Here is a 22,906-nt window from a genome sequence, read left to right on the forward strand (position 1 = left end):
TCGGATCCATCCTATATGTCGTTCATTAGAATTGGAGGCTTCACGTGGCACAAAAAGTCCTTTTGACCGGCGGCGCAGGATTCATTGGCTCGCATACTTTTGTCGAGCTGACCAAGGCGGGTTATCAAGTTGTGATCCTTGATAACTTCTCGAACGCAGATCGTGGCGTTCTTGACCGACTCGAGGTCATCAGCGGTGAAAAAGTCACCTATGTGGATGGCGATGTGCTGGACCAGAACCTGCTAACCCGCGTGTTTGCCGAACATAAGTTTGATGCCGTCATTCACTTTGCCGCGCTGAAAGCCGTGGGTGAAAGCACCGAAAAGCCACTGGATTATCTGACCACCAATATCTCAGGTCTTTATACGCTTCTGAACGTCATGAAGGCGGCAGGCGTGTTCCGTCTGGTCTTCTCGTCTTCCGCCACCGTCTATGGCCAGCCGGATCAACTGCCGGTTCCAGAAACCGCGCCCCGCAGCTTTAACAACCCCTATGGCTATACCAAGCTGGTGTGCGAGCAGTCGTTGGAGCAGGTCGCCACTGCGGATGACCGCTGGGCCTTCGGGATCCTGCGCTATTTCAACCCGGCTGGTGCGCATGAAACGGGGCTGATTGGCGAAGATCCAAACGACATTCCAAACAACCTGATGCCCTATATTGCCAAGGTCGCCACTGGCGAACTGGAAAAGCTCTCGGTCTTCGGCAGCGACTATGACACGCCCGACGGCACTGGCGTGCGCGACTATATCCATGTGATGGATCTGGCACGTGGGCATGTGCAATCGGTGGATGCGCTATTGAAAACCAACGAAGGTCACACCGTTAATCTTGGCACGGGCACAGGATATTCGGTGATGGATATGCTCCGCGCCTATGAAAATGCCGCCGAGAAAGAGCTGCCATATCAAATGTCCCCGCGCCGTGCGGGTGATGTTGCCAGCGTTTATGGTGATCCGGCCAAAGCCCGCGATGTGCTGGGGTTCGAGGCCAAACGCGGTCTGGATGACATGTGCGAAAGCAGCTGGAATTGGGTCTCGCGCCGTAAAAACACCTGACCCCTCTTTCACCCCGGCGCGCGACACCCTAATCTGTCGCAAAGCAATACGCCGGGGGGCAGCAGGTGAGCGACAAACCAGCCAAGATCACGCCAATGATGGCGCAGTTTCTTGAGATCAAAGAGGGCTATCAGGACGCCCTGTTGTTCTATCGCATGGGCGATTTTTACGAGCTGTTCTTCGATGACGCCATCGCGGCGGCAGAAGCCTTGGACATCGCGCTGACAAAGCGCGGCAAGCATCTTGGCGAAGATATTCCCATGTGTGGTGTCCCCTTCCATGCCGCCGAAGGTTACTTGCTAACCTTGATCCGCAAGGGCTTTCGCGTTGCCGTCTGCGAGCAAATGGAAAACCCGGCCGAGGCAAAGAAGCGTGGCTCGAAATCCGTTGTACGGCGCGATGTGGTGCGATTGGTGACGCCCGGAACGTTAACCGAAGAAAGCCTGCTGGACGCGCGACGCCACAACTTCCTTGCAGCCTATAACGTGGTCCGCGATGAAGCTGCATTAGCGTGGGTCGACATTTCCACGGGCGCTTTTCGCGTGATGCCCTGCCCGCCTGTTCGCCTTGGCCCGGAATTGGCCCGCCTTGCCCCGCGCGAGGTTGTGTTGTCCGAAGCAGATTACCAAAATTGCGCTGGAATAGTGACTGAATCGGGGGCATCCCCAACAGAGTTGGGGCGCGCAGCCTTTGACAGTTCTGGCGCTGAGAAACGACTTCTGGATCTGTATAAGATCGGGTCTCTGGATGCGTTTGGAATCTTCTCGCGTGCTGAACTTGGGGCGATGGGCGCTATTGTCGAATATCTGGACATCACCCAGAAGGGTAAGCTGCCCCTGTTGCGCCCACCCGTGAAGGAACTTGCGCAAGGTACGATGCAAATCGACGCCGCGACGCGCCGAAATCTAGAGCTAACTCACAGCTTGTCCGGAGGGCGCGAAGGATCGCTTTTGTCCGTGATCGACCGCACGGTGACCGCGGGCGGTGGACGACTGCTGGAACGTCGGATCTCCAGCCCCTCGCGCAGTCTGTCAGAAATCAACGCGCGTCTAGATGCGGTCCGTTTTCTGGCTGAGCAGCGACAGATCTGTGAAAACACCCGTGAATTCCTGCGCAACGTACCCGACATTGACCGCGCACTGTCGCGCCTTGGGCTGGAACGCGGCGGCCCGCGTGATCTGGGATCCATTCGCAACGGCCTTGCCGCTGCAAATGATCTGGCCGACAGCCTGTCGCAATCCGACCTGCCTGCGAAACTGGCCGAAGCCTCGGCCAACTTGCGGGGACACGGTGATCTGATCGAGCTGTTGGATCAAGCGTTGGTGGCCGAGCCTCCGCTTCTGTCGCGGGATGGCGGCTTCATCGCCCCCGGCTATGACGAGGAACTGGATGAGGCCCGCCAGTTGCGTGACGAAGGGCGCGGCGTGATCGCAGCGATGCAGGCACAATATGCCGAGCACACGGGGATCGGATCGCTGAAGGTGAAGCACAACAATGTATTGGGATATTTCATCGAAACCACAGCGACCCATGCCGAAAAGATGCTGAACCCACCGCTGTCGGAAACCTATATCCACCGCCAAACCACGGCGAACGCGGTGCGTTTCACCACCGTCGCGCTGAGCGATATGGAAACCAAGATCTTGAACGCAGGCAACCGAGCGCTTGAGATCGAAAAACGTCTCTATTCCAGCCTAACTACGGCAATTCTGGATCAGGTGGGTGCGGTATCTGACACCGCCCGCGCGCTGTCGGAGATTGACGTCGCCACGGGTTTTGCCGATCTAGCGCGGTCCGACAACTGGTCAGCCCCCACCGTCGATGACAGCCGCGTGTTTCACGTGGAAGGCGGGCGTCATCCGGTTGTCGAAGCGGCCCTTCGCAAGACGGGCGAAGCATTTGTTGCCAACAACTGTGACCTCGCGGACGGGGCAAAATCCGCCGATGTTTGGCTGCTGACCGGCCCCAACATGGCAGGTAAATCGACTTTCCTGCGTCAGAACGCTCTGATCGCCCTGTTGGCGCAAACTGGCAGCTTTGTTCCGGCAAAGGCGGCGCATATTGGGCTGGTCTCGCAACTGTTCAGCCGCGTCGGCGCATCGGACGATCTGGCACGCGGACGCTCGACATTCATGGTCGAAATGGTCGAAACTGCCGCCATTCTGAACCAGGCCGACGACCGCGCGCTGGTTATTCTGGACGAGATCGGGCGCGGGACAGCGACCTATGACGGTCTGTCCATCGCGTGGGCCACGTTGGAGCATCTGCACGACGTCAACAAATCCCGCGCGCTCTTCGCAACGCACTATCACGAGATGACGCAGCTGTCCGACAAGCTGGACGGGGTCGAGAACGCCACCATTGCGGTGAAAGAGTGGGAAGGCGAGGTAATCTTCCTGCACGAGGTCCGCAAGGGCGCTGCGGATCGGTCCTATGGTGTTCAGGTTGCCAAGCTGGCCGGCCTTCCCGACAGCGTTGTCGCCCGCGCCAATGTCGTTCTGGAAGCGCTGGAAAAGGGCGAGCGCGAAGGATCCGGACAGAAAGCCGTGATTGATGATCTGCCGCTGTTCTCGGCCATTTCCGAACCCGTTCAGACCGCGCCCGCTGGGCCAAGTGACCTGCATCTGGCGCTGAATGACATTCACCCCGACAACCTGAAGCCCATCGAGGCGCTGAACCTGCTGTACGAGTTGAAAGAGCTTTCCGAGAAATAACCCAGAACACTTTAAGGTTGATATCCATCACACGTGACGTATCATCGATAGTGTTTACATCGATTATTTTTCTGAGAAGGTCTTCACATGAATGTCTTCGGGGTCTCGAGATCGTTGCAACTATGCGCCCTGTTTTTGCTGTTGTTGGGCTGCGGGCATGACATACGGCTAGGGGGCGTAAGCAGGTACGAACCTGTCGGTCGAATACTGCATGTTCAAAGGATCTTGGGAAACTCTGGATCACAGTTTGGGTGTGGGGTTGACCACACGGGTTTGGGGCTTCCAAATTTCTATGATGATCTTGGTGAAGACGCAGTGGTCGTTGGCCACGAAACGACAGGCGCGGACGATAGATGCGTTCGCGATCAGCTGACCAGATTAAATGCAGCTGTCCGGTTTGATTTGTCCCGGTCAATCGGCGGATCAGCAACAATGCCGGACCCCTCGCACATTCGCGCCGCCTCGCTGACCGTTTCAATACGTGACGGCGACAACTTTAGTAGCATTGGGTGCAGAACTTCGGCCCAATTTGGTTCTGGTGTGCTTCACAATGTTCATTCAGGATCGTGGTTGGCGCCGACTGAATTCGGGATGTCCACACCCCCTCCGATCTCGTCAAAAAGGTTCCATCTTGGCCCCGCCTCCGACGGAAACGAAGTGTCACTTCGCGAATTCATGGCGGCGGCAGGCCGCGCAAGCGTCCTTTCAGAGCACCGAGTATCTCGGATCCGTACGTCGCGGACCAGTGTTACGTTTGAGCTATCAGAAGCGCATGTTGATCAGCTTCGCGATGCGCTGATCGCTGCCGATGGTGCCCCTGCTTATGCCGATTACCTATTTGTGGGGACAAACCAAGGTACAACCACAGTGAACGAGCAATGCTTGAGCTTTATTGAGGATATTCGCCTTAATATCCTCACCAGTCCCGCACCGCGTGCGGGTACTTGAGTGCTTCTACGGCGTGATTTAGTTTTGGGTAGGAAGCGTAAAACGCCCCAATCAAAGGGGCGTTTTAAATAACAACTACGTGCTTATTTGGGGGTCGACGACACGCCAACTTGTGCCGGGCGCAATAGGCGATCATGCAGCATGAACCCTTCAGCCATCACCTGAATGATATCACCAGCTTTGGTGCCAGGCACTGGGGCTTCAAACATGGCTTCGTGCACTTCGGGGTCGAATTCATCACCGACTTCCGGCGCCAGCAAATGAATGCCGTGCTTGTCGAAAATGCCCAGCAAAGCCCGCATGGTCAGCTGTACGCCCTCCAACAAAGCCTTATCTGCTTCGCCCGCTTCGCTTGATGCCTCGAGCGCACGTTTCATGTTGTCATAGACCGGCAGCATATCGCGCGCCAGTTTCGACCCGCCATAGTTCTCGGCCTCGCGACGGTCACGCTCGCCGCGTTTGCGGGTATTTTCTGCATCCGCAAGCGCACGCATGAAACGGTCTTTCATCTCGTCCCGTTCAGCACGAACGGCGGTCAGCTCGTCTTCCAAGCTCACCTCGTCTTCAATGGTCACTTCTTCGGTCATCAGCTCATCGATGCCCGGTTCCAGATCATCTGTGCGTTGGGTTTTCGCGTCCGTCATGTTCTTTGCCTCTATCCTCGGCCTTTATCCTCGATCCGAAATCATCTTGCCGATCAGTTGCGCGGTGTAATCCACAATCGGAACAATCCGCCCATAGTTCAGCCGCGTCGGGCCAATCACGCCCACAGCACCGATGATCTTTCGATCAGCGTTCATATAAGGGGAAACCACCAAAGAGGAACCCGAAAGTGAGAAAAGTTTGTTCTCGGACCCAATAAAAATGCGCACGCCCTCGCCCTGATCGGCCAGATCAAGGAATTCGGCGATGTCCCGCTTACGTTCAAGGTCATCAAACAGGGTGCGAATGCGGTCTAAATCGACCTCAGGCCCATCCTCTGTCAACAGATTCGAGCGTCCACGCACGATCAGCCGCTCATAGGGCTGACCTTCGTTTTCCCAAATTGCTGCGCCCGTTTCGATCAACGCCTGTGCCAGCGTATCCAGCTCCTGCCGTCTGTTGGCAATCTCGGACGAAATAATCCCCTGAAGCTCGGAAATCGTGCGCCCTTCAGCCAAAGCATTCAAGAAATTCGCCGCTTCCCGCATCGAGCTGGGGGTCTGACCCACCGGCGGTTCGAACACCCGGTTTTCCACATGGCCATCGGCAAAAACCAACACAGCAAGTGCACGATCCGGGCCAAGCGAGACGAATTCAATATGTTTGATCGGCGCTTCGTGCTTGGGGGTCAGAACCAAAGACGCCCCCGCGGTGATCCCGGACAGCGCCGCACCCACCCGATCCATCATCGAGGTGATATTGGCTTCATTTCCAACAGTTGCGTCGATTTTCTGGCGGTCATCCGTCGTCAGGTCCGACACCTCAAGCAGCCCATCCACGAACATGCGCAGGCCAAGATCTGTCGGGATCCGTCCGGCCGAAACATGCGGGCTGTCGAGCAGCCCCATATACTCGAGATCCTGCATCACGTTGCGGATGGTTGCCGCGCTGACATTTTCTGCCAGACTGCGCGTCAGGCTGCGCGATCCAACGGGCGCGCCGGTCTCAAGATAGCTTTCGACGATGCAACGAAACACCTCGCGCGAGCGGGAATTCATGTCTTCCATCAATTCAGGAGCATCTGCCATAAGCTTAGCCTTGCCTTTTTGCCGGACCCATGGCTATCACGCTTTTATAGCGGAAACAAAGGAAGAAGCCATGCGTCCCTCAGGTCGAGATTTAGATCAAATGCGCCCGATTTCAATCGAAACCGGGGTCACAAAACACGCAGAAGGATCTTGCATGATCCGCGTGGGCGACACCCACGTACTGTGCACCGCGTCGCTTGAAGCACGCGTTCCCCCGTTTTTGCGCAACTCTGGTAAGGGCTGGGTGACCGCCGAATACGGTATGCTGCCGCGTTCGACCGGTTCGCGTATGCGCCGCGAGGCCGCATCGGGCAAACAAGGCGGTCGCACCGTGGAAATTCAGCGTCTGATTGGCCGGTCTTTGCGTGCGGGTATCGATCTGGTTGCCCTGGGCGAACGTCAGATCACCGTGGACTGCGATGTTATTCAGGCTGATGGCGGCACCCGCTGTGCCTCGATCACGGGCGGTTGGGTTGCGCTGCGACTGGCCGTGAACAAGCTGCTGAAAGCGGGCGACATCACCACCGATCCGCTGATGGATCCTGTCGCTGCGGTATCCTGTGGCATCTATGCGGGTCAGCCGGTGTTGGATCTGGATTACCCTGAAGATAGCGAAGCCGGCGTTGACGGAAATTTCGTTCTGTGCGGCCCAAAACTGATCGAAGTTCAGATGTCAGCTGAAGGTTCGACCTTCACGCGCGACCAGATGAACCAGCTGATGGATCTGGCCGATAAGGGTGTATCCGTACTGGTTGAAGCACAGCTTCAGGCGACAGCATAATGCGGAAATTTGACGGCGATAAACTGGTGGTTGCCACCCACAATGCGGGCAAGTTACGCGAGATTTCCGCCTTGTTAGAGCCTTTTGGCATCGCCGTCACCTCCGCCGGCACGCTGGGTCTGGAAGAACCGGAAGAGACCGAGGACACCTTCGTCGGCAACGCCCGGATCAAAGCCCATTTCGCCGCCAAAGAAAGCGGATTTCCCGCGCTGTCAGACGACAGCGGCATCATGGTCGACGCGTTGGACGGTGCGCCGGGTGTTTACACCGCTGATTGGGCTGAAACGCCAAACGGGCGCGATTTTCCGATGGCGATGCAAAAAACCTGGTCACTTCTGGAAGAAAAGAATGCGCCCCTTCCCCGCACCGCGCGGTTCTGCTGCACCCTTTGCCTTGCTTGGCCCGACGGTCATGACGAGGTTTTCGAGGGCAAAGTCGAAGGGTCGCTGACTTGGCCCATGCGCGGTGATCAGGGCTTTGGTTATGATCCGATCTTTATCCCCGAAGGGTTCGACATCACTTTCGGCGAAATGGATCCTGACAAGAAACACCAGATGAGCCACCGCGCCGACGCGTTCGCCAAGCTGGTGAAGGGCGCCTTTGCTTGAGAATTGGCAAATTGGCGGCTTTGGGCTGTATGTCCACTGGCCCTTCTGCGCTGCCAAATGCCCCTATTGCGATTTCAACAGCCATGTCTCGGCATCGATTGATCAAGATGATTGGGCCGCGGCTTATCTGAAAGATTTGGATCGCTACGGTGCCGAAACGCAGGGCCGCACCCTGTCGTCAATCTATTTCGGTGGCGGCACGCCCAGCCTTATGAACCCGTCGACGGTGGCTGCCATCATCGATAAGGCGTCCGATCTTTGGACATTTGCCAACGACATCGAAATCACGCTCGAGGCCAACCCAACATCCATCGAAGCCCAGAACTTCGCGGGATATCGCGACGCCGGGGTCAACCGTATCTCGATGGGATTTCAGGCGCTGAACGACGTTGATCTGCGGAAACTCGGACGCATGCACTCGGTCGACGAAGGGCTTCGTGCGTTGGAAATCGCCCGCACACATTTTTCCCGTGTGAGCTTCGACTTGATCTATGCCCGCCAAGATCAAAGCCTGCCCGACTGGAAGGTCGAACTTGATCGCGCGCTTAACTTTGAGCCCGATCACCTGTCGCTCTATCAACTGACCATCGAACCCGGCACCGCCTTCGGTGCGCGGTTCGATGCCGGAAAACTGTCGGGCCTTCCAGAAGAAGATCTAGCCGTCGACATGTTCTTCCATACGCAAGAGGCCACGGCCAAGGCCGGGCTTCCCGCCTATGAGGTTTCGAACCATGCACGTCCGGGTGAAGAAAGTCGGCACAATTTGATCTATTGGCGCAGCGGCGATTGGATCGGCGTTGGACCCGGAGCACACGGCCGGCTGACTTTTGGGCGGAACAGGTGGGGAACGGAAACCCCTCTCTCGCCGAGCAAATGGTTGGAAAACGCACTGGGGGACGTTGACAAGCGCGAGAGAGCACCTCTGCCTTCGTCAGAGCAGGTAACAGAATACCTTTTAATGGGGCTTCGAACCCGCGAGGGCATCGACCTTGTACGACTTCAGGAACAGTTCGACAGCCTACTAGATGCTAGTAAAATCAATGGCTTAGAAGAAATGGGCTTGATTTCTTCGACTCCAGAAAAACTTAGGGCGACCGATGAAGGCCGCCCCGTTTTGAATGGTATTTTGCGAGAGCTTTTGCCGGGCTAAACAGACAGTTTTCCGCAGATATCGTCCAGTTGATCGAGGTTTTGATAGCGAATTGTCACCACGCCCGCCTCGCCGCCTGCTTTGTGATCAATCTGAATTTTCATCCCCGTGGCCGCCGACAGATCCGCCTCAAGCGCTTTGGTGTCGGCATCTTTCTCGGTCTTCGGGCCAGCCGCGCGTGGCTTGCTGGGTCCGGGGCCTTTCGCCAGCTTCTCGGCCGCGCGCACTGACAGACCTTTGCTGATAATCTCTCGTGCCAAAGCCGAGGCATTGTCGGCGGTGACCAGTGTCCGGGCATGTCCGGCCGTCAGCTTCCCATCGCGCACAAAGCTTTGTACATCGTCTGGCAGGTTCAGAAGGCGCAGCAGGTTGGCGATATGCGAACGGCTTTTACCCAAAGCCTCGGACACTTTTTCCTGCGTATGGCCAAAACGATCCATAAGATCGCGATAGCCGGCAGCCTCTTCAATCGCGTTCAACTCGGCACGTTGAATGTTCTCGATAATCGCGACTTCCAAAGCTTCGGTGTCGCTATATTCCCGAACAATGACGGGCAGCTCGTGCAGCTTGGCCATCTGTGACGCGCGCCAACGGCGTTCGCCTGCAACAATTTCGTACTCGTCTTCACTTCCAGGGCGCGGACGAACGATCAAGGGCTGAATGACGCCCTTTTCCTTCACGGATGCAGCAAGATCATCCAACTGTTCCTGAGTGAAGGTCCGGCGCGGCTGCTCGGGATTCGGTTTAATTTTCTCGATCGGCACCATCAAATCCGCGCGGCGCGGCTCGGACGTCACGCCTTTCGGAGCCTCATCAACAGCGACATCTGCCATCAAAGCTGACAAGCCGCGGCCCAAACCGCGATTTTTTTGTGATTTGCTCATAACTCGCCTCCGATTACCGTTTGATCAGCTCTGACGCCAAATCGCGATAGGCTTGGCTACCCTTGGAGGTCGGATCATACATCAACACCGGCAGGGCGAAAGAGGGTGCTTCGCTTACCCGCACATTGCGCGGAATTACGGTCTCAAACACCAGCTCACCCAAATTTTCCCGGGCATCCAGTTCAACCTGTCGCGATAGGTTGTTGCGAGCATCATACATGGTCAGAACCACGCCTTCGATTCGCAGATCCTGATTGGCCGCAGCCCGCACTTCGCGCACCGTCAAAAGTAGTTGAGACAGCCCTTCCAACGCGAAAAATTCACTTTGCAGCGGGATCAGAACGCTGTCTGCCGCAACAAGCGCATTCACAGTCAGAAGGTTCAATGACGGTGGGCAGTCAATCAAGATATAGTCGATGCGCAGATCCGCTAACGCTACATCTCGCAGAGCATCACGCAAAAGATGGCTGCGTCTTTCATTCGAGACCAGTTCAATATCGGCCGAAGACAGATCCGTTGTAGCGGGTGAAATCATTAGATCATCGATCTCGGTCTTCTTCAGAACCTCAAGGATCGACGCCTCTTCCAGCAAAAGATCATAGGTGCTCATCTCACGGTCATCTACTGCGATTCCAAGCCCTGTTGAAGCATTGCCCTGAGGGTCCAAGTCGATCAGCAGAACGCGTTTTCCGGCTTCTGCCAATGCCGCGCCAAGATTGATTGTTGTTGTTGTCTTCCCTACCCCGCCCTTCTGGTTGGTGATGGCAATAATCTTCGGCCCGCGATCATGAAATGGGTCAGACACGTGCGATTTCTCCAATCTTCAATACAAAGGCGTCAGGATGGGTCTTGCTGGGATATGTATCTAGCTGAAACGACCAGTTTTCAAGCGCTTCTTGAATTTCATGGCGATAGTTTTCCCCTTTTGGGAAGATCGCAACCCCGCCTGGCTTCAGATGCCGCTCGGCAAAGCCGCACAGCTTGTTTAACGGGGCCAAAGCGCGGGCGGACAGGACATCCGCACCTTGCGGATCAGCCTTTTCAATACGCTCAGATGAAACCGACAGCGTCAGATCAAGTTCGCGCGCGACGGTACGCAGAAACGTAGACTTCCTGACATCGCTTTCAATGCAGACCACACGTGCGTCGGGGTGCTGATCTTTCGCCATGATGGCCACGACAACAGCAGGCAAACCGCCACCCGACCCCAGGTCACACCATATATTGTGGTCTTCGGGTACAAGGCCATATATCTGCGCGGAATCCAAGATGTGCCGGGACCAGATCTGCGAAATCGTACTTGGTGCAACCAGATTGATTGCCGGGTTCCATTTTTTCATCAATGCAACATACGCCTCGAGTCGCTCGAATGTTTCACGTGAAACATCGACTTGGCGCGAAAATCCGGCGTAGTTCATGCAGAGCGCTTCCGTTCGAACTGTCGAATCTTTGACAACAAAAGCGTCAAAGCGGCCGGTGTCATGCCTTCAACGCGGCTGGCATGGGCCAATGTACGCGGACGAGCGGCTTGTAGTTTTGATGCCAGCTCGTTTGAGAGGCCGCTGAACCCAGAATAGTCAAAATCATCCGGGATTACATGCGCCTCATCCCGTTTCAAGGCCTCGACATCCTTCTGTTGGCGGTCGATATAATTCGCATAAAGCGCATCTCGGGCGACCTGAAGCTGAACTTCCCCGTCAATTTCAAAGAGCGCTGGATCTAGTTTTACTAGCTTATCAAAGCTCATATCTGGAAAGGCTAGAAGCTCATAAGCTGTTCGGCGGGTACCATCCTTGCGTACATTGAGGTCCAAACCCACAAGATCTTGTGGAGTATAGGTCGTTTGCGTCAACTGGTCTTTGGCGCGTTCCAATGCGTCACGCTTGGCCTGAAACGTGGATTTTCGCGCTTCTTTCACCAAGCCAAGATCGATTCCCAACGGTGTCAGGCGCTGATCTGCATTATCTGCACGCAGTGACAATCGATACTCGGCACGTGACGTGAACATCCGGTAAGGCTCGGTCACCCCGCGCGTGATCAAATCATCAACCATTACCCCAATATAGGAAGACGCACGCGAAAAGATCACAGGATCCCTGCCCTGAACCGCAAGTGCGGCGTTGGTTCCGGCAACCAACCCTTGCGCCGCTGCTTCCTCATATCCTGTTGTGCCGTTAATCTGGCCAGCTAAGTACAGCCCCGGCACATCCCGCAATGCCAGTGTTTCTGTCAGTGACCGCGGATCGACATAGTCATATTCAATCGCATATCCGGGCTGAAGAATTTCAACATTCTCAAGTCCACCGATCGAGCGCACGTAATCTTCCTGCACTTCCACCGGCAGCGACGTGCTGATCCCATTGGGATACACTGTGTCATCATCCAGCCCCTCTGGCTCCAAGAAGACCTGGTGGCTGTCTTTGTCCGCGAAACGTACAATTTTATCTTCAATCGAGGGGCAATAGCGCGGGCCAACACCGTCAATATGACCGCCATACATGGCCGAGCGATCCAGATTTGCACGAATGATGTCGTGAGTTTGCGCATTCGTGTGTGTGATCCCACACGAAATCTGCCGCGCGATTGGCGCCTTGTTCATAAAGGAAAACATCGCTGGATCGTCATCGCCTGGCTGCGACGCCAGAATATCCCAATTGATGGTCTTCCCGTTCAAACGCGGTGGCGTGCCGGTTTTTAGTCGGCCAAGCGGAAGTCCAAAGGAATCAATGCGCTCCGCCAGCTTGACCGAGGGACGATCCCCCATCCGACCGCCTTGGCTTTGCTTGTCGCCAATATGGATAATGCCGCGAAGGAACGTGCCTGTGGTCAGCACCACAGCGCCTGCGAGCAACTGCGACCCGTCCTGAAGCACAACACCGCTAACGCGATTGCCGTCCATGATCAGGTCAGTCGTTTCGCCTTCGATCAGAGTCAGACCGTCGGTCGACAGAATCTCGGCAGACATGGCTTTGCGATAGATTGCGCGGTCTGCCTGCGCCCGTGGGCCTTGTACAGCGGGACCTTTACGGCGGTTAAGCAACCTGAACTGAATGCCTGCCTGATCAGCGACGCGGCCCATCAGCCCGTCCAGCGCATCAATCTCGCGCACCAAATGGCCTTTGCCCAGCCCACCAATTGCGGGGTTACAGGACATCACGCCCAAGTCTTCTTTGCGCAGTGTGATCAGCGCGGTCTTCGCACCCATACGCGCACTTGCATGGGCAGCGTCGGCACCTGCATGCCCGCCCCCAACAACAATCACATCGAAATCCAGATGTTTCACGTGAAACACTCCTTCGCTACGCACACGTTATTTTCCCAAACAGAAGCTGGAAAAGATTTCGTCCAGAAGATGCTCTACATCGACATGGCCGACCAGACTATCAAGGGCACGGATGGCGGTTCTGATTTCTTCTGCGGCAAATTCAGCGCGCTCAGGACCGTGTTGTACCTCGATTCGCGCATCTTCCAAAGAGAACAAGGCTCGCTCCATCGCGATGCGATGCCGTTCACGCGTGGCGATCCCTGCGCCTTGAACACGGGTTTCCAGAACAGACGAGATCTTATGCACCAGATGATCCATGCCCTGCCCGGTCTTGCCCGAGACAACCAAGTCACCAGACGCACCCAGATCGGCCTTTCCATGCACCACAAGATCATCTTTCAGCGGGTTCATCGCGGGCTGATCATCCGCACCTTCCAACAAGAAGACCCGCAGGTCTGCCCCCTGCGCACGTTCCAATGCGCGGGCAACGCCGATGGCTTCGACCTGATCATCCGTATCGCGAACCCCTGCCGTGTCCAACACCGTCACAGGAAGCCCTGCAAGCTCCATATGCACCTCGATCACGTCGCGGGTGGTGCCCGCAATGTCCGAGATGATCGCCGCCTCACGCCCCGCCAGCGCGTTCAGAAGCGTCGACTTCCCGGCATTGGGGCGGCCAACGATGGCGACCTCAAAACCCTCGCGGATACGCTCGGCAATTCGGGTGCCCGCGGTCTCGCGCTCGAGGCTGTCCAGCGTAGCATCCAGCAGCGTGTTCACCTCGGGCGAGACATCGACGGGTACGTCTTCGTCCGCAAAATCAATGGTGGCTTCCAGCAAAGCAGCGGCCCGGATCAGGTCGGTGCGCCACGCCCCTGCCAGATCCCCCAGAGCGCCAGAGAGCACGCCTACGGCCTGCTTGCGCTGTGCCTCGGTCTCGGCGTCCAGAAGATCGGCCAGCCCTTCCACCTGCGCCAAGTCGAGGCATTCATTCTCAAGAGCGCGGCGGGTGAACTCTCCGGGTTCTGCGGGTCGCAATCCATCTTGCTTGGACAGCTCGGCCAACACCGCGCGGACGACAGCAGTTGACCCATGCAACTGCAGCTCGGCCACGTCTTCACCTGTGAAACTTGAACCTGCTTCGAACAGCAGCACCAAGGCCTCGTCCAGCAACGTCCCGTCCGCACTTAACAAACGACGCAATCCGGCGCGGCGCGGCGCAGGTAGGTCACCGGCCAAAACACGCGCAGCCGAAAATGCATGTGGCCCGGAAATCCGGACCACGGCAACGCCCGCTTTCCCGCGGGCACTGGCAAGAGCATAGATCGTGTCCATTGGACTAACCTATTGTTTTAGTTACGTATTAGGCATTCATGGAGTCGAAGAATTCCGAGTTCGACTTGGTCTGTTTCAGCTTGGAAATCAGGAATTCGATCGCGTCTGTGGTGCCCATCGGGTTCAGAATGCGGCGCAGGACATAGGTTTTCTGAAGGTCTTTTGCATTGACCAGCAGATCCTCTTTCCGTGTGCCCGATTTCAGAATGTCGATAGCCGGGAACACGCGCTTGTCGGCGATCTTGCGATCCAGCACGATCTCGCTGTTACCGGTGCCTTTGAATTCTTCAAAGATCACTTCGTCCATACGCGATCCGGTATCGATCAGCGCAGTCGCGATGATGGTCAGTGAGCCGCCCTCTTCGATGTTACGTGCCGCACCAAAGAAACGTTTGGGGCGCTGCAGCGCGTTGGCATCCACACCACCGGTCAAAACCTTACCCGAGGACGGGACGGTCGTGTTGAACGCACGGCCCAGACGGGTGATCGAGTCCAGCAGGATCACAACGTCGCGCTTGTGCTCGACAAGACGCTTGGCCTTCTCGATCACCATCTCGGACACAGCCACGTGACGGGTCGCGGGTTCGTCGAAGGTCGAGGATACAACCTCGCCCTTCACGGACCGCTGCATGTCTGTCACCTCTTCCGGGCGTTCGTCGATTAGCAGAACGATCAGATAGCATTCCGGGTGGTTCTTTTCGATCGAGTGAGCGATGTTTTGCAGGATCACCGTCTTACCCGTACGCGGCGGTGCCACGATCAGCGAACGCTGGCCCTTACCGATCGGCGCAACCAGATCGATCACGCGGGCCGAACGGTCTTTGATGGTTGGATCTTCGATCTCCATCTTCAGGCGTTCATCGGGATACAGAGGCGTCAGGTTGTCGAACGCAACCTTGTGCTTTGCATCTTCAGGATCGGCGAAGTTAATCCGCTCGACCTTGGTGATGGCAAAGTAGTTTTCGTTCTCGCCGGGCGCTTGAATGACCGCTTCGACAGTGTCACCGGTGCGCAGCGAATACTGGCGGATCATGTCAGGCGAAACATAGATGTCATCGGGACCGGGCAGATAGTTTGCTTCGGGCGACCGCAGGAAGCCAAAGCCATCTTGCAGCACTTCTAGAACCCCGTCCCCGCCGATGATCCATTCTTCATCCGCACGTTCACGCAGGATCGAGAACATCATCTCGCCCTTACGCATGGTCGAGGCGTTTTCGATCTCAAGCTCTTCAGCCATGCTTACCAGTTCTTTGGGGCTTTTGGCTTTCAGGTCGGCTAGGTTTAGACGGTTTTCAGACATGGATATGCTCGGAAATAGATCACGACGGCGCTTACACGCGGTCTATGTCAAGTTGGGAAAAACGCATGGCCGGACGGCCTGCTTAGCAGGTGACATAGGCGTTGGCCGCCCATGAGTCAACAAATTCAGTATTTGAAGATGACCGAGAAGACGATGACGATCATCAATATCGTCGGTAGTTCGTTCATCATACGATAGCGTCGGCCAGTCAAAACATTGGTGCCTGACATGAAATCTTTGCGCCGGGCAGCCAGCCACATGTGAAACCATGTCATTCCCAAGATCGAAATCCCTTTGGTCCACGGCCAGATCAGCGTCCAATCGACCACACCCGGCGTTGCCACAAGACACAGGCCAAAAATCCACGAGCTGATCATCGCTGGGTTCATGATCGCTTTCAGAAGCCGGCGTTCCATGGTCTGGAACAAATCATCTGTTTCATTGCCAGATCCCACGACTTCGACATGATAGACAAACAGGCGCGGCAAATAGAACAGGCCTGCCATCCAAGCGATGACAGATACGATATGCAGCGATTTCGTCCAGAAATACGCGTCAGTCAGAAAGTCACCCATTCTAAGCCCCTTATGTGCGCTTACGCTTCGATCTTCATAAATAAAATAAAGAATAAGAAAAGATGATGTTGTTGTTAGGCCTGTGGATAATGGGGATTAATGACTTCTCCCGCGATTTATTCACAAGTGGATAAACACAGATCTGGATTCTGGATTGAATCGTATGGCGTTTGTTTCATGGGCATTCGCAGACACGGAGTTTGTGGATAAGTCGCTGGATGAAATTTGGCTAAAAAGATTCGCCCACGGGGTGGGATGCGCGAAAACCAACAGTGGAAGAACTGAGAGTTTCGTCTTAGTAACAGGGGGAGTTATCCCACCTCTTGGAAGAGGGCCAAGTTATGCGCCGATTCCAAAACAGGATTACACAGAGTTTTTCCACAGGGTTATCACATGACCACATCCTTGATTTTGGCGTCCTCATCGCAAATCCGTGCGGATCTTTTGCGAAATGCAGGTATCGGTTTTGACATCATCCCAGCCCGTATTGATGAAGAGATGATCCGCGCCTCGTTGGAAGCTGAAGGTGCCAGCCCACGTGATCTGGCGGACGCACTGGCCGAGTTCAAAGCCCGTAAGATCAGCGAAAAGCATCCGGGATCCTTGGTTCTGGGCTGTGATCAGGTGGCCGAACTGGATCAGAACGTGTTGTCAAAGCCGAAAGACCCGGCAGACGCACGCGCGCAGCTTGCTGCCATGTCTGGCAAAGTGCATCGGTTGCTCTCTGCCGCTGTGCTTTATGAAGACGGCAAACCAATTTGGCGGCATGTAGGGTTGGTTCGCCTTAAAATGCGTGAATTATCAAGTGGTTACATAGAAGATTATGTTGAACGCAACTGGGACAGCATCTGCCATTCCGTCGGCGCGTATAAACTGGAAGAAGAAGGCGTGCGCCTGTTTGCCAAAGTGGACGGCGACTATTTCAACGTGCTGGGTTTGCCCCTGACCGAGCTTCTGTCATATCTCATCGTACGAGGAGACCTGAAGATATGAGCGATACACGCATCCCCCTGGCGGGCGTCATTGGAAACCCAATCGAACATTCCTTGTCCCCACGGTTGCATGGGCATTGGCTGCGCAGCATGGGGATTGTCGGACACTATATTCCGATGCGGGTAGAAAACGATGATTTGGAAACGGTCATCCGCACTCTGCCGAAAGCCGGGTTTGTTGGTCTGAATGTCACCATCCCACATAAAGAAGCCGTATTGGCTCTTGCAGATGTGGTCACAGATCGCGCCGCGTTGATCGGGGCGGCGAATACGCTGATTTTCCGCGATGACGGTAAAATCCACGCTGACAATACGGATGGATATGGGTTTACGCAAAACTTGCGCCAATCCGCGCCTGACTGGGCGCCAGAAACTGGGCCTGCTGCTGTTTTCGGTGCTGGTGGAGCTGCGCGGGCCATTCTGGCGTCACTTATTGAACTGGGCGTGCCCGAAATCCGTCTGTCCAACCGCACCCGCGCCCGCGCGGACGCGCTGCGTGCCGAATTCGGCGCGCGGATTGTGGTTTATGACTGGGTTCAGGCAGGAAATATGCTGGATGATGCAGTGACGGTGGTGAATACCTCGTCGCTGGGCATGACTGGAAAACCCGCATTCCGCGTGCCTCTGGACGGGTTGAAGCCCGGTGTGGTTGTGAATGATTTGGTCTATTCCCCGCTGAAAACAGACTTCTTGCAACAGGCCGAGGCCGCCGGTTGCCATGTGGTCGACGGGCTTGGAATGCTGTTGCACCAAGCTGTTCCGGGGTTCGAACGTTGGTTTGGCATGCGCCCGGTTGTGGATGACAGCCTTCGCCAAGCGGTTTTGGGCGTATGAGCGGGCCGTATATTATCGGGCTAACCGGCTCGATCGGGATGGGGAAATCCACTACGGCACAAATGTTTGCAGATGCGGGCGTTCCGATTTGGGATGCAGATGCGGCGGTGCATCGGATCTATGGCGTTGGCGGCGCGGCAGTCGAACCAATCCGCAACGTCTGTCCCGATGCAATCATTGATGGGGCCGTCAGTCGGGATGCGCTGAAAGACTGGATGTCGAATGATGCCAGTGCGCTGAAAACACTGGAAGGCATCGTGCATCCTTTGGTCGCCCAAGATCGCGCCGCGTTCTTGGCAGACAGTACCGCGCCCATTGTTCTTCTGGATATGCCGCTTTTGTTTGAAATCGGCGCGCATGAACATGTGGATCTGGTTGTTGTTGTCTCGGCGCCTGCAGAGATTCAACGTGCCCGCGTGCTGGAACGTGGCACGATGACGGAAGCACAATTCGAGACTATTCTGGCTAAACAGGTCCCAGATGCCGACAAACGCGCCCGCGCGGATGTGATCATTCCGACCGAAACGATGGACGGCGCGCGCGCCGCAGTGGATGAAGTCATTGCCCATGTGAAGGAACAGTTGGATGCGTGAGATTGTGCTCGATACAGAAACCACCGGCTTTGATCCTGAAAGCGGTGACCGGATTGTGGAAATCGGGTGTCTTGAGCTGATGAACCACATGCCGACCGGGCGGACCTATCACCAATATATCAACCCAGAACGCGGGATGCCGGACGAGGCGTTTGGCGTTCACGGCATCGGCCCCGACCTTCTGGCCAGCCCCCGTCCCGCTGAACCGGGCGAGGTGATTTTGAAAGACAAACCCGTTTTCAAAGAGGTTGGGCAAGCTTTTCTGGATTTTATCGGCGACGCCAAACTGGTCATTCACAATGCCAGCTTTGACATGAAATTCCTGAATGCCGAGCTGAAATGGGTGGGTTTGCCGCAGATCCCTTGGGAACGCGCGTTGGACACATTGGCGATGGCGCGCAGTAAATTTCCGGGCGCGCCCGCGTCGCTGGATGCGCTCTGCCGTCGCTATGCAATCGACAACTCGTCGCGAACGCTGCACGGCGCGCTGTTGGACAGTGAAATTCTAGCCGAGGTGTATCTTGAGCTGATCGGGGGCCGTCAGCCGGACCTTGTTTTGGCAGGTGATCAGGCGTCGGCCGGATCAAGTGAAGCAGGTGAAAACTGGCGCCCGCGCCCACGTCCTGAAGCCCTGCCCGCGCGGATCCACGAAAAAGAAACCGCCGCCCATGACGCTTTTGTAGAAAAGCTGGGCGACGGTGCAATCTGGAAGAAGTTTCAGTAAGTTAGCTGAAACGATGTCTATTTAGCTTACCGGAGCATCTGCCTTTTCAGCAGCTGCGCGGCGCTCGATTTCGTTGCGGTACAGGGCAAGGAAATCGACAGTGTCCAGGTTCAGCGGCGGGAAGCCACCGTCACGGGTCACGTCCGACACGATGCGACGCACAAACGGGAACAGCATGCGCGGGCATTCGATCATCAGGAACGGGTGCAGCTGCTCTTCTGGCACGTTTTCCACGTGGAAAATACCCGAATATTCCAGCTCCATCAGGAACAGCTGTTCGCCGTTGGCCTTGTTTTTCGAGCCGATGGTGTATTTCGTGATCACTTCAAACTGGTGATCTGCTGGGCGTTTCTTGGCATCCAGCGCAACTTCGACGTTGATGTCGGGCTGAACTTCGCCCTGAACGCCTTTTTGCGCCAGAATGTTTTCAAACGACATATCACGAATAAATTGACCCAGAACCTGCATTTTAGGCGGAACGGGGGGCGTCTGTGGGGTGGCTTCGTCGGCCATAGTCATCTCCTTCGGGAAAAACTGTCGGGGATGTGCTTATCAGGTTGCACGAAGACCCTCAACTAAGGGTTTTCCCAAGGCGGGATAATCGCTATCAGCGCTGCATGAAAACGATGATCCCTACATGGGTGGACGGCACCCTGACCCCGGTTGAAAAGCTTGAGGCACATGTGAAAGGCCTGCGCCACAAGGCTGTGTCGGTGTTTTTGATCTGCGACGGTCAGGTTTTGATCCAACAACGCGCGGCGGGGAAATACCATACGCCAAACCTGTGGGCGAACACCTGCTGCACCCATCCGCATTGGTGCGAAGACCCGCGTGACTGTGCGATCCGCAGGTTGGATGAAGAGCTGGGCATTAAAGGCGTCGATCCGGTCTGGGTCGAGAACCTGGAGTATCGCGCCGATGTGGGCGGCGATCTGATCGAACACGAGGTTGTCGACCTGTTTGTCATTCACTGCGACACACGCCCAAATCTGGACCTGAACCCGGACGAGGTTCAGGCCGTCGATTGGCAGGATCGCGCTGCGTTAGAGACGAATATCGCGGAAAACCCGGATCAATTTACGCCGTGGCTTCAGATCTATATGCGCAAGCACTCGACCTCAGTGTTTGGTCCAGCCTGAGGGACCTTCGACACCCGGATGCGTTGGGCGCTTCTCGGGCGTCACATCGGTGAAATCGCCGTCAATCACTTCGTCATCTGCACGCGGTTGGCGGCGCGTATCTTGATGCATATCCTGCCCGCCCATCGAGAAGCTTTGTACCTTCACCCGCGATCGCGCCCAGTTGAAAACCGCACGGCGCACCGCGGGGATCAGCAGGGCAAAGCCGACAAAATCGGTGAAAAAGCCGGGTGTCAGCAGCAACGCACCCGAAAACAGGATCATTGCGCCATGGGCCAACGGCTCGGTCGGGTCATTCAGCTTGCCGAAACTGTCACGCAGTTGTGACATCGCCAATGCGCCTTGCGCACGCATCAATTGGGTGCCGACGACGGCAGTTAACACAACGATACCAAGGGTCCACCACAGCCCGATTGCACCGCCAACTTGGATGAACAGGGCGATCTCAATCAGCGGAACGGCGATGAACAATGCAAAAAGCCACATAGCAATGGGTCTCCTTTTCGTGTGACCGGTGGACTTGGCCGGGTACTGCACCTACATATGTCACCGATGAACGCGTTTCCAGTTGGCGCTTAAAATGAGGTATCCATGAGCTCTTCCCTGATCCAGCTTCTTGTCCTTGGCGGCATTGCCCTGTTTTTGATTTTGCGCCTGCGCGATGTGCTGGGTACGCGCGAAGGGTTTGAAAAGCCCGTTGTCCCGCGTCAAGAGGATCGCCGCCTTGACCGCAATAGCCTTGAAGTGATCGAGGGTGGCCCGGATCGGGACATTCTGGATCATGCCGCAGAAGGCAGCCCCAGTGCGTTGGCGTTGGCCGCCATGAAGTCCAACGAACCGTCGTTTAATGTCGGCGAGTTTCTGGGCGGCGCCCGCGGTGCCTACGAAATGATCCTGATGGGGTTCGAAGCAGGCGACATGGCGCAGATCAAGCCGTTTCTGTCGGATGATGTGTATGAAACCTTCGCCAGCGTGGTCGAAGCCCGCGACGCGCAGGGTTTGACCGTTGAGGCGAAATTTGTCGGCGTGCGCGAGCTGAAGCTGGAAGAGGCTGCGTTTGACACAACCACGCGCGAAGGCGAAATCACCGTGAAATTCGTGGGCGAGCTGACGTCGGTCGTGCGCGACAAGGGCGGCGATATCATCGAGGGCAACCCGAACGAAGTGAAGCGCCAGAAGGACGTCTGGACCTTCGCCCGCGTCATGGGGTCGGACAACCCGAACTGGCAACTTGTCGCCACGGGCGGCTGATGCTTCGGGGGCTGGCATGTGCGCTGGCCCTTTTGGCCATGCCTGCCCATGCAGGCTTGGGCGAGGCGCGTATCACCCTAATTCCATTTGAAGAACTTGATGGTTGGGAAGATGACAACCATCAAGACGCGTTGCGCGTGTTTCTGGACACCTGCCGCGATCTGGATGAACCGCAGTGGCGGCCGATCTGCGCAGTGGCCCAGACACAAAGCGATGGCAAAGCGTTTTTCGAGATCTTTTTTCGACCGCTTCTGATCGAAGACGGGGCTACCCCCCTTTTCACCGCCTATTACGAACCGGAACTTCAAGGCTCGCGGTTCGAGACTTCAGTCTATCGCTATCCTGTTTACGCCAAACCCCCCGAGGTTGCGGGTCAGCAATGGCTTCCCCGGCGAAACATCGAAGAGGGCGATACCATGAAGGGTCGCGGGCTAGAGATCGCGTGGGTCTCGGATCCTGTGGATCTTCAATTCCTGCAAATTCAGGGCTCTGGCCGCATTCGTCTGTCTGACGGCAGCAGCATCCGTTTGGGCTATGGTGGGTCCAACGGGCATAGTTTCCGATCGCTTGGGAAAGAGCTGGTCCGGCGGGGTGTGTATAACCAACACCAGGTGTCGCAGGCCGTGATCCGCAATTGGGTGCGCCGCAATCCGGAAGCGGGGCATGATTTGCTGATGTCGAACCCATCGTATGTGTTTTTCCGAAAAATTGGTGCGGTGTCTGCCGAAAAGGGTCCGCTTGGGGCGATGAACCGTTCGATCACGGCGCATCGGTCATTGGCGGTCGACCCGAAATATACGCCCTTAGGGGCGCCGGTTTGGCTGGAAAAAGACGGCGCCGAGCCGTTTCGCCGCCTCATGGTTGCGCAAGACACCGGATCGCGGGTCAAGGGCGCACAGCGGGCGGATATTTTCTGGGGAACCGGTGATCAAGCGGGTAAGCTGGCAGGGCAGATCAAGGATCAGGGCCGGATGCTGGTCCTTTTGCCCATCCAGCGTGCCTACGCTTTGCTGCCCGAGGAAGAGTGA

The 22,906-nt window shown here is 56.2% G+C and carries 23 protein-coding genes; 12 read left to right on the forward strand and 11 right to left on the reverse strand.

Translation table 11 applies throughout. The features are described 5' to 3' along the window. The first annotated feature begins 44 nt into the window (after positions 1–44). Positions 45–1,055, forward strand: coding sequence for a UDP-glucose 4-epimerase GalE (gene galE, locus FIL88_RS12705; RefSeq protein WP_142854251.1), 1,011 nt, complete (start codon positions 45–47; stop codon positions 1,053–1,055). 95 nt (positions 1,056–1,150) lie between these two features. Further along, positions 1,151–3,769 (forward strand): DNA mismatch repair protein MutS, encoded by a 2,619-nt coding sequence (gene mutS / locus FIL88_RS12710; RefSeq protein ID WP_142854351.1) that lies wholly within the window; start codon positions 1,151–1,153, stop codon positions 3,767–3,769. A gap of 1,031 nt (positions 3,770–4,800) precedes the next feature. Here mutS and FIL88_RS12715 read toward each other — a convergent pair. Continuing rightward, positions 4,801–5,361: a nucleotide exchange factor GrpE gene (locus tag FIL88_RS12715; RefSeq protein WP_142854252.1), complete on the reverse strand. Its 561-nt coding sequence runs from the start codon at positions 5,359–5,361 to the stop codon at positions 4,801–4,803. A gap of 24 nt (positions 5,362–5,385) precedes the next feature. Next, complete coding sequence (hrcA, locus tag FIL88_RS12720) at positions 5,386–6,447, reverse strand: heat-inducible transcriptional repressor HrcA (protein ID WP_142854253.1); 1,062 nt, start codon at positions 6,445–6,447, stop codon at positions 5,386–5,388. Between the two features lie 70 nt (positions 6,448–6,517). Here hrcA and rph point away from each other — a divergent pair, with 70 nt between their 5' ends. Genes rph through hemW form a run of 3 tightly spaced genes read left to right on the forward strand, consistent with a single transcriptional unit; the run spans position 6,518 to position 8,986 of the window. Further along, positions 6,518–7,228, forward strand: a complete 711-nt coding sequence (gene rph, locus FIL88_RS12725; protein WP_142854254.1) for a ribonuclease PH — start codon at positions 6,518–6,520, stop codon at positions 7,226–7,228. Then, a complete protein-coding gene (gene rdgB / locus FIL88_RS12730; RefSeq protein ID WP_185960941.1) occupies positions 7,228–7,836 on the forward strand; it encodes an RdgB/HAM1 family non-canonical purine NTP pyrophosphatase in 609 nt (202 codons plus the stop codon). The genes rph and rdgB overlap by 1 nt, the downstream gene beginning before the upstream one ends. Next, entirely contained in the window at positions 7,829–8,986 is a 1,158-nt protein-coding gene (gene hemW, locus FIL88_RS12735; RefSeq protein ID WP_142854256.1) for a radical SAM family heme chaperone HemW, read from the forward strand. Before rdgB ends, hemW begins: the two co-directional genes overlap by 8 nt. Here hemW and FIL88_RS12740 read toward each other — a convergent pair. The 7 genes from FIL88_RS12740 to FIL88_RS12770 all read right to left on the reverse strand — a co-directional run bounded on the left by FIL88_RS12740 (position 8,983) and on the right by FIL88_RS12770 (position 16,345). After that, on the reverse strand, positions 8,983–9,870 hold the full coding sequence (locus tag FIL88_RS12740) for a ParB/RepB/Spo0J family partition protein (protein ID WP_142854257.1): 888 nt from the start codon (positions 9,868–9,870) through the stop codon (positions 8,983–8,985). The genes hemW and FIL88_RS12740 overlap by 4 nt on opposite strands. 13 nt (positions 9,871–9,883) lie before the next feature. Beyond that, complete coding sequence (locus tag FIL88_RS12745) at positions 9,884–10,675, reverse strand: ParA family protein (RefSeq protein WP_142854258.1); 792 nt, start codon at positions 10,673–10,675, stop codon at positions 9,884–9,886. Beyond that, the gene (gene rsmG, locus FIL88_RS12750; RefSeq protein ID WP_142854259.1) at positions 10,668–11,288 is read right to left on the reverse strand and encodes a 16S rRNA (guanine(527)-N(7))-methyltransferase RsmG; all 621 of its coding nucleotides are present in this window, start codon (positions 11,286–11,288) and stop codon (positions 10,668–10,670) included. Before rsmG ends, FIL88_RS12745 begins: the two co-directional genes overlap by 8 nt. After that, on the reverse strand, positions 11,285–13,153 hold the full coding sequence (gene mnmG, locus FIL88_RS12755; RefSeq protein WP_142854260.1) for a tRNA uridine-5-carboxymethylaminomethyl(34) synthesis enzyme MnmG: 1,869 nt from the start codon (positions 13,151–13,153) through the stop codon (positions 11,285–11,287). Before mnmG ends, rsmG begins: the two co-directional genes overlap by 4 nt. Before the next feature lie 27 nt (positions 13,154–13,180). Further along, on the reverse strand, positions 13,181–14,470 hold the full coding sequence (mnmE, locus tag FIL88_RS12760) for a tRNA uridine-5-carboxymethylaminomethyl(34) synthesis GTPase MnmE (protein ID WP_142854261.1): 1,290 nt from the start codon (positions 14,468–14,470) through the stop codon (positions 13,181–13,183). Positions 14,471–14,498: 28 nt separating this feature from the next. Then, complete coding sequence (gene rho / locus FIL88_RS12765) at positions 14,499–15,770, reverse strand: transcription termination factor Rho (protein ID WP_142854262.1); 1,272 nt, start codon at positions 15,768–15,770, stop codon at positions 14,499–14,501. Between the two features lie 125 nt (positions 15,771–15,895). Next, positions 15,896–16,345, reverse strand: a complete 450-nt coding sequence (locus FIL88_RS12770) for a CopD family protein (protein ID WP_142854263.1) — start codon at positions 16,343–16,345, stop codon at positions 15,896–15,898. A 393-nt stretch (positions 16,346–16,738) separates the two neighbouring features. Between FIL88_RS12770 and FIL88_RS12775 the strand changes: the two genes are divergently transcribed. From FIL88_RS12775 to dnaQ, 4 genes are read left to right on the forward strand one after another with little or no spacing between them, the layout of a single operon-like run. Then, positions 16,739–17,338 (forward strand): Maf family nucleotide pyrophosphatase, encoded by a 600-nt coding sequence (locus tag FIL88_RS12775; RefSeq protein WP_142854264.1) that lies wholly within the window; start codon positions 16,739–16,741, stop codon positions 17,336–17,338. Further along, entirely contained in the window at positions 17,335–18,171 is an 837-nt protein-coding gene (locus FIL88_RS12780) for a shikimate dehydrogenase (protein ID WP_142854265.1), read from the forward strand. Before FIL88_RS12775 ends, FIL88_RS12780 begins: the two co-directional genes overlap by 4 nt. Then, positions 18,168–18,764 (forward strand): dephospho-CoA kinase, encoded by a 597-nt coding sequence (coaE, locus tag FIL88_RS12785; RefSeq protein ID WP_142854266.1) that lies wholly within the window; start codon positions 18,168–18,170, stop codon positions 18,762–18,764. The genes FIL88_RS12780 and coaE overlap by 4 nt, the downstream gene beginning before the upstream one ends. After that, positions 18,757–19,488, forward strand: coding sequence for a DNA polymerase III subunit epsilon (gene dnaQ, locus FIL88_RS12790; protein WP_142854267.1), 732 nt, complete (start codon positions 18,757–18,759; stop codon positions 19,486–19,488). The genes coaE and dnaQ overlap by 8 nt, the downstream gene beginning before the upstream one ends. Before the next feature lie 21 nt (positions 19,489–19,509). On the opposite strand, the gene secB is transcribed toward dnaQ, so the two are convergent. Then, positions 19,510–20,001, reverse strand: coding sequence for a protein-export chaperone SecB (secB, locus tag FIL88_RS12795; protein WP_142854268.1), 492 nt, complete (start codon positions 19,999–20,001; stop codon positions 19,510–19,512). 104 nt (positions 20,002–20,105) lie between these two features. Between secB and idi the strand changes: the two genes are divergently transcribed. Further along, positions 20,106–20,627, forward strand: coding sequence for an isopentenyl-diphosphate delta-isomerase (idi, locus tag FIL88_RS12800; RefSeq protein WP_142854269.1), 522 nt, complete (start codon positions 20,106–20,108; stop codon positions 20,625–20,627). On the opposite strand, the gene FIL88_RS12805 is transcribed toward idi, so the two are convergent. After that, on the reverse strand, positions 20,607–21,113 hold the full coding sequence (locus FIL88_RS12805; protein WP_142854270.1) for an FxsA family protein: 507 nt from the start codon (positions 21,111–21,113) through the stop codon (positions 20,607–20,609). The genes idi and FIL88_RS12805 overlap by 21 nt on opposite strands. A 105-nt stretch (positions 21,114–21,218) precedes the next feature. On the opposite strand from FIL88_RS12805, the gene FIL88_RS12810 reads away from it, so the two are divergent. Beyond that, positions 21,219–21,878 carry a Tim44/TimA family putative adaptor protein gene (locus tag FIL88_RS12810; protein ID WP_142854271.1) on the forward strand — a complete coding sequence of 220 codons (660 nt, stop codon included), beginning with the start codon at positions 21,219–21,221 and terminating at the stop codon, positions 21,876–21,878. Further along, entirely contained in the window at positions 21,878–22,906 is a 1,029-nt protein-coding gene (gene mltA, locus FIL88_RS12815) for a murein transglycosylase A (RefSeq protein ID WP_142854272.1), read from the forward strand. The genes FIL88_RS12810 and mltA overlap by 1 nt, the downstream gene beginning before the upstream one ends.

It is taken from the genome of Aliiroseovarius halocynthiae (genome assembly GCF_007004645.1).
GTDB lineage: Bacteria > Pseudomonadota > Alphaproteobacteria > Rhodobacterales > Rhodobacteraceae > Aliiroseovarius > Aliiroseovarius halocynthiae.

What these genes read in the sequence shown, in the direction of transcription:
- mutS (WP_142854351.1), top strand. Translation starts at nt 1,151, where the DNA reads ATGATGGCGCAGTTTCTTGAGATCAAAGAGGGCTATCAGGACGCCCTG.
- FIL88_RS12715 (WP_142854252.1), bottom strand. Translation starts at nt 5,361, where the DNA reads ATGACGGACGCGAAAACCCAACGCACAGATGATCTGGAACCGGGCATC.
- hrcA (WP_142854253.1), bottom strand. Translation starts at nt 6,447, where the DNA reads ATGGCAGATGCTCCTGAATTGATGGAAGACATGAATTCCCGCTCGCGC.
- rph (WP_142854254.1), top strand. Translation starts at nt 6,518, where the DNA reads ATGCGTCCCTCAGGTCGAGATTTAGATCAAATGCGCCCGATTTCAATC.
- rdgB (WP_185960941.1), top strand. Translation starts at nt 7,228, where the DNA reads ATGCGGAAATTTGACGGCGATAAACTGGTGGTTGCCACCCACAATGCG.
- FIL88_RS12740 (WP_142854257.1), bottom strand. Translation starts at nt 9,870, where the DNA reads ATGAGCAAATCACAAAAAAATCGCGGTTTGGGCCGCGGCTTGTCAGCT.
- rsmG (WP_142854259.1), bottom strand. Translation starts at nt 11,288, where the DNA reads ATGAACTACGCCGGATTTTCGCGCCAAGTCGATGTTTCACGTGAAACA.
- mnmE (WP_142854261.1), bottom strand. Translation starts at nt 14,470, where the DNA reads ATGGACACGATCTATGCTCTTGCCAGTGCCCGCGGGAAAGCGGGCGTT.
- rho (WP_142854262.1), bottom strand. Translation starts at nt 15,770, where the DNA reads ATGTCTGAAAACCGTCTAAACCTAGCCGACCTGAAAGCCAAAAGCCCC.
- FIL88_RS12770 (WP_142854263.1), bottom strand. Translation starts at nt 16,345, where the DNA reads ATGGGTGACTTTCTGACTGACGCGTATTTCTGGACGAAATCGCTGCAT.
- FIL88_RS12775 (WP_142854264.1), top strand. Translation starts at nt 16,739, where the DNA reads ATGACCACATCCTTGATTTTGGCGTCCTCATCGCAAATCCGTGCGGAT.
- FIL88_RS12780 (WP_142854265.1), top strand. Translation starts at nt 17,335, where the DNA reads ATGAGCGATACACGCATCCCCCTGGCGGGCGTCATTGGAAACCCAATC.
- coaE (WP_142854266.1), top strand. Translation starts at nt 18,168, where the DNA reads ATGAGCGGGCCGTATATTATCGGGCTAACCGGCTCGATCGGGATGGGG.
- dnaQ (WP_142854267.1), top strand. Translation starts at nt 18,757, where the DNA reads ATGCGTGAGATTGTGCTCGATACAGAAACCACCGGCTTTGATCCTGAA.
- secB (WP_142854268.1), bottom strand. Translation starts at nt 20,001, where the DNA reads ATGGCCGACGAAGCCACCCCACAGACGCCCCCCGTTCCGCCTAAAATG.
- idi (WP_142854269.1), top strand. Translation starts at nt 20,106, where the DNA reads ATGAAAACGATGATCCCTACATGGGTGGACGGCACCCTGACCCCGGTT.
- FIL88_RS12805 (WP_142854270.1), bottom strand. Translation starts at nt 21,113, where the DNA reads ATGTGGCTTTTTGCATTGTTCATCGCCGTTCCGCTGATTGAGATCGCC.
- FIL88_RS12810 (WP_142854271.1), top strand. Translation starts at nt 21,219, where the DNA reads ATGAGCTCTTCCCTGATCCAGCTTCTTGTCCTTGGCGGCATTGCCCTG.
- mltA (WP_142854272.1), top strand. Translation starts at nt 21,878, where the DNA reads ATGCTTCGGGGGCTGGCATGTGCGCTGGCCCTTTTGGCCATGCCTGCC.